The following is a 15,488-nucleotide window of genomic DNA, read 5'->3' on the forward strand; positions in this document are numbered from 1 at the left end:
ATCACCTTCTTTACCTATTATGTTCGGAGAGATTTTCAACCGTAAAAGCCATCGATTCAAGCACGCGTAAAATTGCCCTTGCAGTGTCTAAAGAAGTGAGGCACGGCACACCGTTTTCAACCGATTCCCTTCTGATTCTGAAGCCGTCGCGCTCAGGCTGCTTTCCTTTCGTCAGCGTGTTGATGACAAATTGCGCTTTTCCATTGCGTATCACATCCAAAATGTTGTCGCCGCGTGATCCGATTTTGCTGACAACCTTTGCTTTTATGCCGTTCTCTTCTAGAAACTTTGCGGTTCCTTCCGTCGCCAGCAGTTGATAGCCGATATTGCGAAATCTGCCCGCAATTTCTAAAGCCTCGTTTTTGTCCTTATCAGCAATCGTAAGCAGCACTGATCCGTGCTCGTAAATATTCGTACCGGCTGCAACAAAGCCTTTATAAAGAGCCTTTTCAAAGGTGGCATCCTTTCCGATTACTTCCCCAGTTGATTTCATTTCTGGTCCAAGCGTAATGTCTACACGGCGCAACTTCGCAAATGAAAATACCGGCACCTTCACAAATACACCTTTCGGCTCTTTTGCAAGCCCTGTTTTCACACCGAGTTCCGGCAAGCTAGCACCGAGTATCACCTTTGTCGCAAGCTTAGCCATCGGAATTCCGGTAATTTTACTTAGAAACGGAACTGTTCTGCTTGATCTTGGGTTCACTTCCAATACGTATACCCGCCCGTCAGCAATTACAAATTGAATGTTTAGCAGTCCGACAATATTCAGCCCTTTTGCCAAACGAATCGTATAATCAACAAGTTCTGTTTTCAACTGATCAGATAACGTTTGCGGCGGGTAAACCGCTATCGAGTCCCCTGAGTGCACGCCTGCCCGCTCAATATGCTCCATAATGCCCGGAATGAGCACATGTTTACCGTCTGAAATCGCATCAACTTCCACTTCTATTCCGGTTAAATATTGATCAATTAAAACGGGATGTTCCGGATTAATTTTTACTGCATGTTCCATATAATGGAGCAATTCTTCTTTATGGTAGACAATTTCCATCGCCCGGCCGCCAAGCACATAGGAAGGACGGACAAGCACCGGATAGCCGATTTCTTCCGCAATTTCCACCGCTTCAGCGACGGATAGAGCCGTTTTCCCTACAGGCTGTGGTATTTCCAAAGCTTCAAGCACTTGTTCGAACTTGTCGCGGTCTTCCGCCCGATCTAAATTTTCCAGGCTTGTTCCTAATATTTTGACACCTCGTTTTGCCAGCTTGCCTGCCAAATTGATTGCCGTTTGCCCGCCGAATTGGACGACAACGCCAATCGGTTTCTCCAAGTCGATAATATGCATGACATCTTCGATCGTCAGCGGTTCAAAATACAGCTTGTCGGAAATGCTGAAATCCGTTGACACCGTTTCTGGATTGTTATTGATAATGATTGCTTCATATCCTGCTTCGCGAATCGCCCAAACAGAGTGAACTGTTGCATAATCGAACTCAATACCCTGCCCGATTCGAATCGGCCCTGAACCTAACACGACAACACTTTTTCGTTCAGTCACAATCGATTCATTTTCTTCTTCATATGTGCCGTAAAAGTAAGGCGTCTCGGATTCAAACTCGCTTGCGCACGTATCAACCATTTTGTAAACTGGAACAATTCCTTGTTTTTTCCGAAACTCATAAACTTCCGATTCATCTGTATTCCATAACGAAGCGATAAAGTGATCAGAAAATCCGAGTTGCTTTGCTTTTCTCAACACATTTACATCAAATGGAGATTTTTTCAGTTCTCGTTCATATTCGATAATGTTGTTTATCTTATTCAAGAAAAAGCGGTCGATTTTGCTCCATTGATGAATTTGCTCAACGGAAAAACCCCTTCTCAGCGCTTCCGCGATGTAAAAGATTCGTTCATCCCCTGCTTTCTTGATTCGCTTTTCAATCATTTCATCTGAGACATCGTTTTCTTTCAATGTTAAATGGTAGACGCTTGCTTCGAGAGAACGAACAGCTTTTAACAACGATTCTTCAAACGTGCGGCCGATCGCCATGACTTCACCGGTTGCTTTCATTTGAGTGCCAAGCACACGGTTGGCTGATTCAAATTTATCAAACGGCCATCGCGGTATTTTCGTGACAACATAATCAAGCGCCGGTTCAAAGCAAGCAAATGTTTTCCCTGTCACTGGATTGATGATTTCATCTAACGTCAAACCGACGGCAATTTTCGCTGCGAGTTTCGCAATCGGATATCCTGTCGCTTTTGATGCAAGGGCGGATGAGCGGCTAACCCGCGGGTTCACTTCGATAACGTAATATTGAAAACTATCCGGATCAAGAGCAAGCTGAACATTGCATCCGCCTTCAATGCCAAGAGCTCCGATAATTTTTAATGACACGTTTCTGAGCAGCTGGTATTCTCTGTCTGAAATCGTTTGGCTGGGCGCCACAACGATCGAATCGCCTGTATGAATGCCGACGGGGTCAATATTTTCCATGTTGCAGACAACGATTTTATTGTCTTTTGAGTCCCGCATCACTTCATATTCGATTTCTTTGTAGCCGGCAATGCTTTTTTCGAGCAGACATTGATGAACAGGGCTGAGCTTTAAACCGTTTGTGACAATTTCAATCAGTTCTTCCTCATCGTGACAAATGCCGCCTCCGGTCCCGCCAAGTGTATATGCAGGCCGGACGATCACCGGATAGCCGACTTGCTCCACAAAATGAAACGCTTCTTCAAGCTCATGAATTATGGCGCTTTCCGGCACCGGTTCATTCAGCTCCTTCATAAGCTCGCGGAACAGTTCACGGTCTTCAGCTTTTTGAATGGCTGAAAGCTTAGTTCCTAAAATTTCAACGCCGCACTCTTCTAAAACACCCATTTTATGAAGCTCGACCGCCAAGTTTAGTCCAGTCTGTCCGCCGAGAGTCGGCAGGATCGCATCCGGCCTTTCCTTGCGGATGATTTTGGCGACAAAGCTCGGAGTGAGCGGCTCCATATACACTTTGTCGGCAATTTCCGTATCCGTCATAATTGTCGCTGGGTTCGAGTTGACAAGAACAACCTCATATCCTTCCTCTTTCAATGCTAAGCACGCCTGTGTTCCCGAATAGTCAAACTCCGCCGCTTGTCCGATAATAATCGGTCCTGATCCGATAACTAAAATTTTCTGAATATCTTTCCGCTTAGGCATTGAGATTCCCCCTTTGAGCAGTCTTTTCCATCAGCTCGATAAATTGATTAAACAATGGATTGGCATCCTCAGGTCCCGGCGATGCTTCCGGATGGTATTGAACAGCGAAAGCAGGATGCACGCGATGTCTCAATCCTTCAACTGTTCCGTCGTTCAGTGCAACATGTGTTACTTCAAGCTCTGTATTCCTAATGGATTCGATGCTTACAGCATAGCCGTGATTTTGGGAAGTCATATACACTTTCCCAGTTTTTAAATCCTTCACTGGATGGTTTGAGCCGCGGTGGCCGAATTTTAATTTTTCTGTTTTCGCACCGCATGCTAAAGCGAGCAGCTGATGCCCTAAACATATTCCAAAGATAGGGGTTTTCCCGATAAGATCGCGCAGCATTTCAATTGCTTCTGGAACGTTTTGCGGATCTCCAGGTCCGTTTGTAAGCAAAACGCCGTCAGGCTTCAATCGCAATATTTCCTCCGCAGATGTATCATATGGAACGACGATCGAGTCGCAATTTCGGCTGTTTAATTCTCTTAAGATTCCATGCTTCATGCCAAAATCTACAACAACCACTCTTTTTCCTCTTCCTGGACTTTGATATGGTCTTTTCGTCGATACAATTTCCACCTGATTGCGCGGCAGCTCCGTTTCTCTTAATTTCTCAGCCACTTGCTTTGGATCCGCCTCAGCTGAACAGATTGCACCTTTTAACGTTCCGTAGTTGCGGATAATTCTAGTCAGCCTTCTTGTATCGATTCCACTGATGCCAGGAATATCGTTTTCTATGAGAAAATCATTGATTGAATATAAACTTCTCCAGTTGGAGGGTGCTTCACAGGCTTCCTTCACAATCATCCCGTTCACGAACGGGCGGATCGTCTCAAAATCGTCGCGGTTGATGCCGTAATTGCCGATCAATGGATAAGTAAACGTTACGATTTGTCCGCAATATGAAGGATCTGAAAGTGTTTCTTGATAGCCTGTCATTCCGGTTGTGAACACAACCTCTCCGATGATGTCACGATCGCTTCCAAAGCCATCGCCGATGAAAACATCGCCGTTTTCAAGCACTAATTGCCGTTTCATATTACTCTCCCCTTTTCCAAACGATTTTGCCGTCCACCATTGTTAAAACAGGCCAGCCTTTTGCAAGCCAGCCGTTAAACGGCGTATTTTTTCCTTTTGATGCAAATGTTGAGGCATCTATTCTTTTTTCTTCCTGTAAATCAATGAGCGTCAAATCTGCAGAAATGCCTTCTTTTAATTCCCCCATATCCAAGTTAAAAGCTCTAGCAGGCTTTACCGTCAGCCAATCAACAAGTTGTTTCAATGTAAAAATGCCCCGTTCGACAAAATATGTGTACAAAAGAGGAAAGGCAGTTTCCAACCCGACGATCCCAAACGGCGCCTTATCGACCTCTAAAGATTTCTCCTCCATCGTATGAGGCGCATGATCCGTAGCAATAAAATCGATTGTTCCATCCAACAGCCCTTCGATTAATGCTTTCTTGTCTTCTCTGCCTCTAAGCGGCGGATTCATTTTAAAGTTCGGATTAAGCTCCGGAATATCTTCATCACATAAAAGAAGATGATGCGGGGTCACTTCGCATGTCACGCGGATGCCTGCTTTTTTGGCGTCTCTGACGGCTCTGACAGATTCTTTTGAACTAATATGGCACACGTGGTAATGGCAGCCGCTAGCTTCTGCCAGCAGAACATCTCTTGCAATTTGAACGGACTCACATACAGATGGAATGCCGGATATACCGTGATTTTTTGCAAAAACTCCATCATGGAAGGATCCGCCGTTGATAAGGGTATTGTCTTCACAATGCGCGACAATTGAATATCCTTTCTCCGCCGCTTTTTTCATTGCCTGAAACATCATGCCGGCCGACTGGACACCTACGCCATCGTCCGTAAAGGCAAAAGCACCTTCCTCTTTTAATGCATCAAAATCCGTTAATTCGCTTCCGCTTTGCCCAAGTGTGATCGCTGCATAAGGAAGAACGCGAACCTTTGCTGTTTCTTTAATTCGCTTTTGTAAATTGATCATTTTTTCTTTCGTATCAATAGGCGGCTTCGTATTAGGCATGGAGGCAACGGTTGTAAAGCCGCCCTTCGCTGCAGCCAGCGTGCCGGTGGCAATCGTCTCTTTCGCTTCTCCACCCGGTTCACGCAGATGAACGTGAAGATCGATGAATCCATGGGAAAGAAGCTTTCCGTTGCAATCGATCACGTCTCCCGCTCCATCAGCTATCTCTTCCGATATTTGTTTGACTATTCCGTTTTCCACAAGAACATCCCGTTTTGTCAATTCGCCTTCCTCTGTTAACAATTGCGCATTTTTAAATAGAATGGACATGTTTCTTCTCTCCCCCTTGTGCTTTACTTTCAATCGCCTGTTTTATAACTGCCATGCGGACAAATACACCGTTTTCCATCTGTTTAAAAATTCGCGATCGGCTGCACTCTACTAAATCTCCGTCGATTTCAACTCCTCTGTTGACCGGTGCAGGGTGCATAATAATCGCATGGTCCTTCATCATTTTTTCCCGTTCCTTTGTCAATCCGTACTGCTCCAAATATTGATCAGCTGTCCATTTTTCGCTGTGGCGTTCATGCTGGATTCTTAAGAGCATCACAACATCTGACATTTCGATTGCTTCATTGATCGATACGTATGTACCGTATGGATTGGTGTCGTCCCGAAATTTTTCAGGTCCAGAGAACAATACGGTTGCCCCGAGCCTTGTCAGCACTTCTGCATCAGATCTTGCTACACGGCTGTGGCGAATGTCACCGATGATGGAAACCGTCAATCCGTTAAAACTCCCAAACTCTTCACGAATTGTCATCAAATCGAGCAAACATTGCGTTGGATGGTGTCCGCACCCATCGCCAGCATTTAATATGGATACTTGGACACGGCCGATCAGCTCGTCAAAATACCGATCCTGCGGATGACGGATCACGACTGCCTCGACACCGATTGATTCTAAAGTTTTTACAGTATCGTACAACGATTCTCCTTTTTGAATGCTTGAAGAAGCTCCATCCACATTTAAAATGTCAAGTCCAAGTTTTTTTTCAGCAGCTTCAAAACTAAACCTCGTCCTCGTACTCGGCTCAAAAAACAAGTTGGCGATAAATGTTTGTTCTCCGACTTTCCATCGTTTTCCCATTTTAAAGTGTTCCGCTTCATCCAAAATGGCAATAATCTCTTCAGTTGACAGCGTGCTCATGGTCACTAAATGTTTCATCGCTTTCTTCCCCTTTCCTTTAAATAAAAGCGATTGACGTTTGAATTTTAAAAAAAATACCCTGCCAAGGCATGACAGGGTGTAAGCAAATGGCGAAGCTTGATTTGTCTCACACACCCTTGAAAGCCTCTCTGGACTTTTTTAAAAGGTGATTGCTACGCTACAGAATCTTCTTCATTTGTGTCAAAAATATGTTCTTCTTTTTTTCCTGGGAGCACAAAGTTTAAAATGACGCCAATGATTGCAGCTAATGCCATTCCGTGTAATTCGAAGCTTTCACCGAACTTAATCATTGCTTCGCCAATTCCTATTACTAAGATGACGGAAGTGATAATTAAGTTTCTTTTTTCGTTCAGATCAACTTTATGCTCAATCATCATTCTTAATCCTGAAGATGCGATGATCCCGAAGAGAAGTATTGAAACGCCTCCCATTACTGGAGTTGGAATCGAACTGATCAAGGCTGATATTTTTCCAATAAAGCCAAACAAGATTGCGAATAGAGCTGCACCGGCAATGACATAAACGCTGTAAATTCTTGTAATCGCCAATACGCCGATATTTTCGCCATATGTCGTGTTCGGCGGTCCACCGATAAGAGATGCAATCATGGTTGCCGCTCCGTCGCCGAGAATGGAACGGGCAAGTCCAGGGTCTTTGATTAAATCTTTTCCGATTACTTGGCTTAGCAGCATTTGGTGACCGATATGCTCGGATAATGTCACCACTGCGACTGGAACCATCAGCAGAATGATTTCAGATGTAATGTGAGGTGTATAATCAACAAATGGAATGATAAAGTTCGGGAGCTGAAACCATTTGGCTTCCGCCACTTTTTGAAAGTCGACAATGCCGATTATAAGCGAGTATACATATCCGCCGAAAATTCCGATTAATACAGGGATTAGGTTAAAAAATCCTTTAAAAAATGCCATTGTTATAATGGTGATCAGAAGCGTAACAAGACCTGCTGAAAAGTGAAGCAAGCTGTAATGTCCTTTAGGATCGTTCATGGCCATACTCACAGCTGTTGATGCAAGGCCAAGTCCGATTACCATAATTACTGGACCGACGACAACAGTTGGAAGTAATTTCATAATCCATTTATATCCTGTCTGTTTGATGATAAGTGCGACAACTCCGTAAACTAAACCTGCCAAAAAGCTGCCGATCATCGCCGCTCCTACACCGCCGGCAGCTTTAGCCGCAATTAACGGTGTGATGAAGGCAAAGGAGGAGCCGACATATGCCGGCACTTTTCCTTTTGTGATCAAAATAAATGCGAGTGTGCCGAGACCGCTGGAAATCAAGGCAACAGAAGGATCAATTTTGACTAAAAACGGTACGAGAATCGTTGCTCCAAACATGGCAAATAAATGTTGGAAGCTTAGGGCGAGCCATGTGATAAAATCAGGTTTATCATGAACATCTAGTATAATATTTTGTTTCATGTTTTTTTCCTCCTTATGGAATTTGCATAAAAAAACCTCTTTGGCCGATGAGGCACAAAGAGGTTTTTGCCAAAGTGCATACAAATAGCGTATACACCTTTCGGACCCCTTTGCAGCCTCACGGGACTGCTATTAAAAGGGACATCTATTCATTTTCATAAATGGATACTTTTTCTTTTTCATCTACTTCCAAAAGCTGTACAACAATTTTTTCTGATTTTGAAGTAGGTATGTTTTTTCCGACATAATCCGCTCGGATCGGTAGTTCGCGATGGCCGCGGTCAACAAGTACAGCGAGCTGGATTTGCGCTGGCCTGCCGTAGTCAACAATGGCATCCATCGCTGCCCGTACTGTTCTTCCCGTGTAAAGGACATCGTCCACTAAAATGACTTTTCGATTGTTAATATCGATCGGGATATCTGAACCTTTAACGAGCGGTTCGCCGCTTTCTGTTTTTTGTGTTAAATCATCCCGGTAAAAGGTAATGTCAAGGTTGCCGACAGGTATCTCTTTTCCTTCAATGTCCTCTATTCTTTTTGCAAGACGTTTGGCAAGATAAATTCCCCTTGTCTTGATTCCGACCAAAACACAATTGTCTATCCCTTTATTGTGTTCGATAATTTCGTGGGCTATTCTAGTTAGCGCCCTTCTGATCGCCTGCTCATCTAACACAACCGCTTTTTCCGGCATGCTCATCACCTCAAATTTCGGTTAAAAAAACCTCTCATCCTGAGGATGAGAGGTTTTGTGCATAGCTCACCTATTGCCATACGATTCCTTCTCAGCCTCACGGGACTGCAGTTAAAGGATGCTGTTTTGTCTAAACGTATTATGACAGAGCAGCTCGTAATTGTCAACGATCATTTCGTAACATTTGCAAAATCTTTTCGAATTCTTCCGGAAGCGGTGCTTCAAACTTCAAAAACTCTTTTGTTCTTGGATGCTCAAAACCGAGTACGCCTGCATGAAGTGCCTGTCCACGAATTGGAAGTGTTTTTTTCGGTCCATATTTTGGATCGCCAGCTAGCGGAAAACCGATATATTTCATATGCACGCGGATTTGATGCGTTCTCCCGGTTTCCAGCCTGCATTCTATATATGTAAAATCCGAAAATCGTTCCAGCACATGAAAATGGGTGACAGCTTCTTTACTGTTTGTTTTTGTCACCGTCATTTTTTGCCGATCCTTTGGATCCCTTCCGATCGGAGCATCAATTGTGGCATGGTCGTGCGGAATTACCCCGTGTACAATCGCCTTATATCTCCTTTCAACTCTCTTTTCCATTAATTGATTTGCTAATGATTCATGAGCGTAGTCATTTTTGGCGACCATTAATAAACCTGAAGTGTCTTTATCAATCCGGTGAACAATTCCCGGGCGAAGGACTCCGTTAATGCCGGACAAATCTTTGCAATGATATAAAAGACCGTTCACAAGCGTTCCTGAAGTGTGTCCCGGCGCTGGATGAACGACCATCCCGCGCGGTTTATTGACAACGATGACATCTTCATCCTCATAGTATATATCAAGCTCCATCGGCTCAGGCTTGACATCCAGCTCTTCCGGTTCTGGAACAGATACAGTGATAACATCACCCGTTTGGCACTTGTAATTGGCCTTCACCGATTTTTCATTTACTGAAACAATCCCGTCCTTGATCCAATTTTGGACCGACGTTCTTGACCAATTCTCATTTTTATTGGACAAAAATTTATCTATTCGTTCATGTTCCTCTTTTTCCGTCACAACAAAAGTAAATTGCTCCATTTTCTACTCCTTTTGCTTCTTTTCTTCAAAAAACAAAAAATATATGAAAAGTAAAATAACACCAATTGTTAAAGACGAATCGGCAATATTAAAAATTGGAAAATTATAGCCGAAAATATATGTATGAATAAAGTCCACCACCTCTTTACGGTAAAGGCGGTCAATAAAATTCCCAATCGCTCCGCCGAGCATTAAGCTGAGAGCAACCCCCAGCATTGCATTTTGTTTCGCATATTTTTGCATATAATAAATAATCGCTACGACAACAATAATGGTAATAATATAAAAGAACACCATCTGGTTCTGTAATATTCCCCAAGCCGCTCCTTTATTGCGGTGAGACGTTATGTATAAAAATCCGTTGATAATTTCAATGCTTTCGCCAATTTCCATATTTTTTACGATCAGCCATTTTGTCCATTGGTCGAGAGCGATGACAAATAATGCAATCAAATATTTAAGCACACTGTGTTCCCCCACTCACTGGCAAGTTTCCATCAAATTTTAGCACATTTTTTGACAAACAGTAAAGAAGGGGAACAAGCAAAAAAGTGAAGCTTGTTCACTTCACTTCTTAATGATATTCTAGTGTTTTTTTTAAATATGATTTCATATTGAGAAAATCATGAATCGTTCTGGCTGTCGGAATTTGTGCCAATTGTTCGAGCGGCAATTTTTGCAATGTTTCTTCACATATGCCATAAAGTCCATATTCCATTTTTTCCAATGCAAGCTCAACATCGTTGAGCTCATTTTTTACATCCCGGATAAAAATCGGGTCATCCAATTGACTTTTGGCGAGCCGCGCATTGAGTTCGTCCTTCATTAACGTTAATTCGTCTTTGATTTGATCGAGCGGATTCATTATTAAAACCCCCTCGTCTGTTTTGTATTTATATTGTAACCGCCGTACTGCCTCCTATCACATTCAAGTTTTTCCACACACGTAAATAGCGGCTTGGAAATGATTCACACTTTAAAAGCTAAAAGCTGAATTCTTCTTTCAATTTTGAGCAAAGTATTCATTTTTGAAAAAGCATCCGAGAAAACTTTTCCAATTGACTATGACGGATTTCAATGAAAGATCGTTCTTTTTATGACACTTCTTTATGAGGAAGCATTGCTAAATGAAAAAAGGGGGTGTCTGATAAGTCGTTTTTACGGCTTATTGACGCCCCCATTAATGTTTTAGAAACGTTGATATATCGGTGTTGTTTTCAATGGCGATTTGACTTTCTGGACAGCCCCCTGATAAAACTATGCTAGATGGCTGTAGTGATCTTTCACAATGCTTGCACATCTTTTGCACAATGTCGGATGGTCTTGATCAGTGCCTATATCTGTTGAAACAACCCAACATCTTTCACAAGTCTCACCATCCGCTTGCTTCACAATTATTTTGATGCTATCAAATGTTTGCGCTTCTTCCGGAGCATCTTTGTAATCACCGGCAATTTCTAACTGGGAAACAATAAACAGCTGTTTTAAGTCCTCTTGTATTGAATTGAACAATTCTTTTATTTCTTCGTTCGGATAAAGGATGAGAGCAGCATTTAACGATTTGCCGATCACTTTTTCATTTCGGGCAATTTCCAGGGCCTTTAATACATCATCGCGAACTGACATAAACTGATCCCATTTCGCTTCAATCTCTTTGCTGCCTTCAATCTCTACAGCTTCCGGCATATCGACAAGCTGTACGCTCTTTTCTTCAACTGATTCAATATGTCCCCATACTTCTTCTGTTGTATGCGGCAAAATCGGTGTCATCAGCTTTACAAGAGCAAGAAGCGCTTCATATAAAACCGTTTGGATAGAACGTCGATTATGGCTGTCAGCAGCCTCAATATACAGAATGTCTTTTGCAAAATCAAGATAAAATGAGCTTAGCTCAATCGTACAGAAATTGTGAACGTCATGATAGATGGATGCAAAATCATATTCTTCATATGCTTTTCGCACTTTGGCAATTAGTTTATTCAGTTTAATGAGAATATAGCGATCCACTTCTCTTAATTTTTCTACAGAAACACGATGCTGATTTGGATCAAAATCAAACAAATTTCCTAACAAGAAACGGTACGTGTTGCGAATTTTCCGATATACTTCAGATACTTGTTTTAAGATTGCATCAGAGACGCGAACGTCCGATTGATAATCAACTGATGCTACCCATAGACGAAGAATATCTGCTCCAAACTGTTCCGTCACTTTGGCAGGAACAACAACATTTCCTAGCGATTTGCTCATTTTCCGTCCTTCGCCGTCCAGCGCAAATCCATGGCTTAAAACGCCTTTATATGGAGCTTTTCCGGTGACAGCAACTGCTGTAGACAGCGATGAATTAAACCAGCCGCGATATTGGTCAGAGCCTTCTAAATAAAGATCAGCAGGACGCTGCAAATCTTCCCGTTCAACTAAAACTGCTTGATGAGAAGAGCCTGAATCGAACCAAACGTCCATAATGTCTGTTTCTTTTGTAAAAATGCCGTTCGGGCTTGAAGGGTGTGTAAATCCTTCTGGAAGCAGGTCTTTTGCTTCGCGTTCAAACCAAACATTCGAGCCGTGCTCGCGGAACAGTTTTGCCACATGTTCAATCGTTTCATCTGTTATGATCGGCTCCCCATTTTCACCATAAAACACTGGAATTGGCACGCCCCATGCCCGCTGACGGGAAATACACCAATCGCTTCGATCGCGGATCATGTTATGAATGCGAATTTCTCCCCAATTAGGGATCCATTTCGTTTCTTTAATTGCTTGCAGCAATTCGTCTCGAAAATCTTTAATGGACGCAAACCATTGCGCTGTTGCTCTGAAAATCGTTGGTTTCTTTGTCCGCCAGTCATGTGGATAGGAGTGTGTAATAAATGAAAGCTTTAGCAATGCCCCTACTTCTTCTAATTTTTCCGTTATTTTTTTATTTGCGTCATCATAAAACAATCCTTCGAACCCTGGAGCTTCTTCTGTCATGTACCCTCTTTCGTCGACAGGACATAATACGCCTAGGTTATATTTTTGTCCGACGACAAAATCGTCTTCCCCATGGCCTGGCGCTGTATGGACGCATCCTGTACCAGCGTCGGTCGTTACATGTTCGCCAAGGATCACTAATGAATCGCGGTCATAGAACGGGTGTTTCGCAACCACATATTCCAGCTCTTTGCCTTTAAACGATTTCACTACTTCATATTCTGTCCAGTCCAGCTCTTTTGCCACTTCTTCGAGCAGGGCAGATGCGATCACAAACTTGTCAGCTCCAACCTTCACTACAGAATATTCCAAATCAGGATGAACAGCAATTCCTAAGTTTGCAGGGATAGTCCACGGAGTAGTCGTCCAAATGACGATTTTTTCTCCATCTGTTAATATATTTTTTCCGTCCTTTATTTCAAATGCAACATAAATAGAAGGCGAGCGTTTGTCATAATATTCAATTTCCGCCTCTGCCAAGGCAGATTCGCTCGATGGAGACCAATAAACCGGCTTCAAGCCTTTATAAATATATCCCTTTTTTGCCATTTCTCCAAAGACGCGAATTTGCTGGGCTTCATATTCTGGTTTCAAGGTGACATATGGATTTTTCCAGTCGCCTCGAATTCCAAGGCGTTTAAATTGCACGCGCTGGCGCTCAATTTGCTCCCATGCATATTGCTCGCAATGTTTTCGAAACTGCGCGACATCCATCTCTTTTCGATTGATTTTTTGTTTCTTCAAAAGTGCTGTTTCAATTGGCAGACCGTGCGTATCCCATCCTGGAACATACGGTGCGCAATATCCGCTCATGGATTTATAACGGACAATAATGTCTTTTAAAATTTTGTTTAAGGCATGCCCCATATGAATATCCCCGTTTGCGAACGGCGGACCATCATGTAATATGAAAAGAGGCCGTCCTTTCGTGCGCTCCTGCACTTTTTCATAAATATCCATCTCTTCCCATTTTTTCTGGATCTCAGGTTCTTTTTTCGGAAGGTTTCCTCTCATTGGAAAGTCTGTTTTCGGCATTCGTAACGTCTCTTTATAATCCATTCCCATTCCTCCACATAATATTTGTTCACTAAAATAAAAAAACTCCTCATCCCTAAGGGACGAGGAGGAATCTCGCGGTACCACCCTTTTAGATGCGCACAAATCATGCACATCCACTCATAAACATAACGGACTTGGCCGCCACAGCCTACTAGCATGTTTCAGCTATGGACTCAAGGGTGATGTTCATCCTTTCGCCTTTACCCGGGCTTCCACCGTCCCCGGTTCGCTGTCATAAAGGGCTTGAAAGGACTACTGTCCCTCTCATTGTTTTGTCATATTCCGTTTTATTTTCGTATTATATGAAATCACGAACAAAAAAGTCAAGTTATACTTTCGGTTCTTCCGCTTCTTCTCCTAAGATTGGCTCGACATTGTATTCCATTAAGTGATCCCAATCATCATTTTTTAGCAGATCAAGCTGTGCTTCGATGAGCATTTGAAAACGGGTGCGGAATACTTTTGACTGCTTTTTCATCTCTTCGATTTCCATTGCAATTTTATGCGATTTAGCAAGTGCTTCATTGATGATTCTGTCAGCATTTTTTTCCGCTTCTTTAATGATCAGCTTCGCTTCCTTTTGAGCGTTTCTTTTCACATCTTCCGCAGCTTCCTGCGCAACTAAAATCGATTTATTTAACGTTTCTTCTATATTTGTAAAGTGATTCAGCTTCTCGGTTAATTCCTTCACCTTTAATTCCAATTCTTTCTTTTCGCGGATGACCATTTCATAATCTTTAATCACTTGATCTAAAAACTCATTTACTTCATCTTCATCATAGCCGCGAAAGCCTTTTGTAAATTCCTTGTTATGAATATCCAGCGGGGTTAAAGGCACAAATTCCACCTCCATATGTATGTTTTTCGCAAAACACTAATCCAATTATAAACGATTTTTCGACAGAATGGGCAAAAATCTTTCCATTTGTAATATTATTTTTGTATTCCGATCTTAATGCGCCACTTATCTTTTCTTGTTTTCCCTTCAATTGCCAAAACTTTGCTTCTTCCGAATCCTCGGACAGATAACACATCATCTTCCGCAATTTCAAAATGAGCATCCTCAACAATTTTCCAATTGACTTTGACGAGACTATTTTCAATAAGCGATTTTATTTTTTGCCGAGATTGGTGATAAACATTTGCTAGAACAGCATCGAGCCGAAGCGAAGAAACGGTGATCAAAGAAATATCCATTTCTTCTTCATGAGAAAACACATCTTCGAATGGGATCTGTTTCAAACGAACGGAAATCTTTCCAATTTTATTCCAGTTCAGCTGCAGGAAATTGGCAATTTCTTGCGCAACCATGACTTGCACCGTTTCATCATGAATGATAATGTCGCCGAACTTGCTCCGTTTTAAGCCGAGCGACATAAGCGATCCAAGCACTTCGCGATGTGATAATGTCACGAATTTTTTCGGGAACATGATTTCAAATGCGAACATTGAAAAATCATCTAATGTCGGTTGAATATAGTCAGGGTAAAAAAAAGCCCGCTTTCTTTCAGCATTTTTATAGCCTCCGAAAAATTGCACGTGAACATCCGGATTTTCACCGATCAATGTCTTAATGATTTTCTGTTCCCGCGGATCTAAAAAATCGGTCAATTTTGGCCGATATTGCTCAGTCACAAATTGTTTCCATCCAAAGACTTTGTCAATGAACTCCCTTTCTTCTTTGCGAAAATGCTGATAAACACTCTCCATAAGAGACAACTCCAATTATGATATGAAAAGAGCCGATTGGCATACAAAACAATTCGAATGTCAATC

Annotated in this window: 12 protein-coding genes and 1 other annotated feature; all 12 genes read right to left on the reverse strand. The window is 42.4% G+C overall.

Annotated features, from left to right (window positions below; all coding sequences use genetic code 11):
* Window positions 1–10 precede the first annotated feature (10 nt).
* The gene (carB, locus tag NSU19_RS11630) at window positions 11–3,199 is read right to left on the reverse strand and encodes a carbamoyl-phosphate synthase large subunit (protein WP_339196623.1); all 3,189 of its coding nucleotides are present in this window, start codon (window positions 3,197–3,199) and stop codon (window positions 11–13) included.
* Complete coding sequence (locus NSU19_RS11635; RefSeq protein WP_063388471.1) at window positions 3,192–4,283, reverse strand: carbamoyl phosphate synthase small subunit; 1,092 nt, start codon at window positions 4,281–4,283, stop codon at window positions 3,192–3,194. The genes carB and NSU19_RS11635 overlap by 8 nt, the downstream gene beginning before the upstream one ends.
* A 1-nt stretch (window position 4,284) precedes the next feature.
* On the reverse strand, window positions 4,285–5,562 hold the full coding sequence (locus NSU19_RS11640) for a dihydroorotase (protein ID WP_063388472.1): 1,278 nt from the start codon (window positions 5,560–5,562) through the stop codon (window positions 4,285–4,287).
* Window positions 5,546–6,460 (reverse strand): aspartate carbamoyltransferase catalytic subunit, encoded by a 915-nt coding sequence (locus tag NSU19_RS11645; RefSeq protein WP_339196626.1) that lies wholly within the window; start codon window positions 6,458–6,460, stop codon window positions 5,546–5,548. Before NSU19_RS11645 ends, NSU19_RS11640 begins: the two co-directional genes overlap by 17 nt.
* Before the next feature lie 155 nt (window positions 6,461–6,615).
* The gene (locus tag NSU19_RS11650) at window positions 6,616–7,911 is read right to left on the reverse strand and encodes a solute carrier family 23 protein (protein WP_339196629.1); all 1,296 of its coding nucleotides are present in this window, start codon (window positions 7,909–7,911) and stop codon (window positions 6,616–6,618) included.
* A 145-nt stretch (window positions 7,912–8,056) separates the two neighbouring features.
* Window positions 8,057–8,602, reverse strand: coding sequence for a bifunctional pyr operon transcriptional regulator/uracil phosphoribosyltransferase PyrR (gene pyrR / locus NSU19_RS11655; protein ID WP_063388474.1), 546 nt, complete (start codon window positions 8,600–8,602; stop codon window positions 8,057–8,059).
* Between the two features lie 163 nt (window positions 8,603–8,765).
* Window positions 8,766–9,680 (reverse strand): RluA family pseudouridine synthase, encoded by a 915-nt coding sequence (locus tag NSU19_RS11660; RefSeq protein ID WP_339196632.1) that lies wholly within the window; start codon window positions 9,678–9,680, stop codon window positions 8,766–8,768.
* A 3-nt stretch (window positions 9,681–9,683) separates the two neighbouring features.
* A complete protein-coding gene (gene lspA, locus NSU19_RS11665; RefSeq protein ID WP_339196635.1) occupies window positions 9,684–10,160 on the reverse strand; it encodes a signal peptidase II in 477 nt (158 codons plus the stop codon).
* A 94-nt stretch (window positions 10,161–10,254) separates the two neighbouring features.
* Complete coding sequence (locus tag NSU19_RS11670) at window positions 10,255–10,545, reverse strand: hypothetical protein (protein ID WP_063388477.1); 291 nt, start codon at window positions 10,543–10,545, stop codon at window positions 10,255–10,257.
* 392 nt (window positions 10,546–10,937) lie between these two features.
* Entirely contained in the window at window positions 10,938–13,712 is a 2,775-nt protein-coding gene (gene ileS / locus NSU19_RS11675; protein ID WP_144597715.1) for an isoleucine--tRNA ligase, read from the reverse strand.
* A 52-nt stretch (window positions 13,713–13,764) separates the two neighbouring features.
* Window positions 13,765–13,989 (reverse strand) — a binding site (T-box leader).
* A 51-nt stretch (window positions 13,990–14,040) separates the two neighbouring features.
* Window positions 14,041–14,550 carry a DivIVA domain-containing protein gene (locus tag NSU19_RS11680; RefSeq protein ID WP_063388479.1) on the reverse strand — a complete coding sequence of 170 codons (510 nt, stop codon included), beginning with the start codon at window positions 14,548–14,550 and terminating at the stop codon, window positions 14,041–14,043.
* A 95-nt stretch (window positions 14,551–14,645) separates the two neighbouring features.
* Window positions 14,646–15,422 (reverse strand): RNA-binding protein, encoded by a 777-nt coding sequence (locus tag NSU19_RS11685; protein WP_339196638.1) that lies wholly within the window; start codon window positions 15,420–15,422, stop codon window positions 14,646–14,648.
* Between the last annotated feature and the right edge of the window lie 66 nt (window positions 15,423–15,488).

Origin of the sequence: Aeribacillus sp. FSL k6-2211 (assembly GCF_037966125.1) — a bacterium.
GTDB classification, from domain to species: domain Bacteria; phylum Bacillota; class Bacilli; order Bacillales; family Aeribacillaceae; genus Aeribacillus; species Aeribacillus composti.

Excerpts from the sequence above, each read along its gene's own strand:
- NSU19_RS11650 (WP_339196629.1), bottom strand. The coding sequence starts at position 7,911 with ATGAAACAAAATATTATACTAGATGTTCATGATAAACCTGATTTTATC.
- NSU19_RS11635 (WP_063388471.1), bottom strand. The coding sequence starts at position 4,283 with ATGAAACGGCAATTAGTGCTTGAAAACGGCGATGTTTTCATCGGCGAT.
- NSU19_RS11660 (WP_339196632.1), bottom strand. The coding sequence starts at position 9,680 with ATGGAGCAATTTACTTTTGTTGTGACGGAAAAAGAGGAACATGAACGA.
- NSU19_RS11645 (WP_339196626.1), bottom strand. The coding sequence starts at position 6,460 with ATGAAACATTTAGTGACCATGAGCACGCTGTCAACTGAAGAGATTATT.
- ileS (WP_144597715.1), bottom strand. The coding sequence starts at position 13,712 with ATGGATTATAAAGAGACGTTACGAATGCCGAAAACAGACTTTCCAATG.
- NSU19_RS11685 (WP_339196638.1), bottom strand. The coding sequence starts at position 15,422 with ATGGAGAGTGTTTATCAGCATTTTCGCAAAGAAGAAAGGGAGTTCATT.
- NSU19_RS11670 (WP_063388477.1), bottom strand. The coding sequence starts at position 10,545 with ATGAATCCGCTCGATCAAATCAAAGACGAATTAACGTTAATGAAGGAC.
- carB (WP_339196623.1), bottom strand. The coding sequence starts at position 3,199 with ATGCCTAAGCGGAAAGATATTCAGAAAATTTTAGTTATCGGATCAGGA.
- pyrR (WP_063388474.1), bottom strand. The coding sequence starts at position 8,602 with ATGCCGGAAAAAGCGGTTGTGTTAGATGAGCAGGCGATCAGAAGGGCG.
- NSU19_RS11640 (WP_063388472.1), bottom strand. The coding sequence starts at position 5,562 with ATGTCCATTCTATTTAAAAATGCGCAATTGTTAACAGAGGAAGGCGAA.